Here is a 2394-nt window from a genome sequence, read left to right as displayed (position 1 = left end):
CCCGCAGCAGCCCCCGTCGCCGTACGCGTCCACCGCCGTGCCGCCGCGACCGCAGGCGCAGCCACAGCCGCAGGCGCCCCACACCCCGATACCCCGGCCGCCCGTGCCGCGGGGTGCGGCACGGGCGGCCGGGGTATCGGGGTGTGGGGCGCCTGCGGCTGTGGCTGCGCCTGCGGTCGCGGCGGCACGGCGGTGGACGCGTACGGCGACGGGGGCTGCTGCGGGTAGCCGTACGGGGCGGAGTAGCCCGAGGCGGGCATCGTCGCGGCGTGGGGCGGGAACGGCGCGGGGCCCGGGTGACGGCGCAGCTGCTGGTGGAAGCGGATGTCCACGGTCAGGAAGTACGCGCTGGACGCGGCCCCGAGGAGCAGGACCACCGCCAGGGCCACGTCGGTCCGGGGGTCCGTCTCCGGCAGCGCGCCGATCACGGACAGGCACGCGATCGACAGCGGAATGCTCACCCAGGCCAGCGCCCAGTCGCCCACGCGTCCCCGCAGAACCGCGATCCGGAACAGCGGCACGCACGCCAGCAGGCCGCAGCACAGCACGCCGACGGCGGTGAACAGCACGCGCAGGGTGATGACCGTTGCCTCGTTGCGAGGGGGCGGCGCGCCGTGGCCGTACATGACTGCTCCTGGACCGCTGTAGCCGATGGGACGGGGCGCGAGTGTGCGTGTGGCAGTACTCGGCTGAAGTCCGAGCGTATAGGCCCCTGGGGACAACCGGTCCGGGTTGTACCGAACCGTTGTCGTACCGATCACCTCGGCCGGGTCGTCTCGGCCGGGCGCCTCGTCCGGAGGTCTCGTCCGGGCGCCTCGTCCGGGGCGCGGGGGCTCAGTCGGGTGCGACCGTGCCGTCGGTCAGGCCGTCGTACATCCCGCGGACGAGCTGCTCGCCGAGCCGTCCCGCCTGCCTGAGCGCCCGTTCGAACGCGTCGAGGTCCCGGAAGCGCGCGCCGTAGCGGCGCTGTTCGTCCCTGGGGAGCCGGGGCAGTTGGAGGCGCCGTACGTCGAGCCGTGTGGCGGTGGACGCGTAGCTGCTGGCCTGGCGGTGGTTGGCGGTGCCGCGCAGGAACCCGGCGAGGAACCACGGGTCGAGCGCCGCCGGATCGGGCCGCAGCAGCACGAGGTTGCGGCCGAGCACGGCCCCGGCGGTCGCCCGGTCGATCACCCGGGCGACCGAGCCCCCGCCGAGCACGGGGACGACGACGTCCCCGGGTTCGGTGAGCACCGCCTCCTCGTCGCTCTCCGGAAGCGTCCCGGAGGGGTCGGTGCCGGAGAGGACGTCGTGGTCGGTGAGCACGGGCAGGCGCGCGTGCCCGCCGTTTCCGCCCGTGCGCATCACCAGGGCGCCGGTGCGCGCGAGTTCGCCGACGGTGGTGAGCGGCCGGCGGCCGGGGGCGGCGGACCGCGCGGGGTCCACGGGCGGCGGGGTGAGCTCGGCGGTCAGCCGCAGGGTCTCGCCGAGCCGCTCGTGCACGTCGGCGAGCCGGCCGGCGCCGTCCGCCGCGGCCGGGGGCGGCAGACGGCGGGCCGGGGCGAGGTCGACGTCGTCGTCCAGGAGCTCGACGACGGGCACGGAGCGGGCGAGGCCCGGGCGTTCGTCGAGGCGGCCGTCCCGGTCGTGGGCGCGCCAGGCGTCGAGGACCGCCTCCCGCACCCCCTGCCAGTCGGGCCCGTCGCGTCCCTCGCCGGCGAACTGCCCCGCGTCGGCGAGCAGCACCTCCGGGTGGGCGGGCGCCTGTTCGGGACGGCGCAGCACCCACAGGTGCAGCGGGATGTTGTACGGGGGCGCCGCGCCGGCCGGCAGCGCGACGACGGCGCGCAGTGCGCCCCGGCGCAGCAGGTCGGCCCGGATACGGCGGCCGGAGCGGCGGGACGCGGCGGCGGGCGGCATCAGCAGCACGGCGGTGCCGCCGTCCCTCACCCGGGCGAGCGCGTGCTGCACCCAGGCCAGCTCGGACTCGGTGCGGGCCGGGAAGCCGTACTCCCAGCGCGGGTCGTAGGCGAGTTCGTCGTGCCCCCAGTTGCGCTCGTTGAACGGCGGGTGGCACAGGACGGCGTCGGCCCGCAGCTCCGGGTGGGCGTCGGCGCGCAGGGTGTCGCCGGCGGCGGCGTGCACGGGGGCGCGGGTGTGCAGGGCGAGGCGGAGCGCGGCGAGCGCGGCGAGTTCGGGGGAGCTCTCCTGCGCGTACAGCCGCTGGCCGGGGCGGGGGGTGACGGCGCGCAGCAGGGCGCCGGTGCCGCAGGCCGGGTCGAGGACGGTGCGGGCGGGGCCGACGAGGTCGGCCATGAGACCGGCGAGGTCGGCGGGGGTGAGCGTGTACTGGCGCGGATGGGCGTCGAGGTGCCGACCGAGCAGGAACTCGAAGGTCTGCCGGGCGCCCAGGTCGGC

At 77.1% G+C, this 2394-nt stretch carries 2 protein-coding genes; both read right to left on the bottom strand.

Annotated elements, in window-relative coordinates:
• Window positions 1–626, bottom strand: a 626-nt coding sequence (locus B7L92_RS32225) for a hypothetical protein (RefSeq protein WP_081240832.1), incomplete at its 3' end; no start/stop codon positions are given.
• Window positions 627–834: 208 nt separating this feature from the next.
• A partial coding sequence (locus B7L92_RS32220) for an N-6 DNA methylase (RefSeq protein ID WP_081240831.1) occupies window positions 835–2394 on the bottom strand: 1560 nt, incomplete at its 5' end.

It is taken from the genome of Streptomyces viridosporus (genome assembly GCF_002078235.1).
GTDB classification, from domain to species: Bacteria; Actinomycetota; Actinomycetes; order Streptomycetales; family Streptomycetaceae; genus Streptomyces; species Streptomyces viridosporus.
Note: the sequence above shows the minus strand (reverse complement) of the source record. Positions and strands in the feature narration are given on the sequence as shown.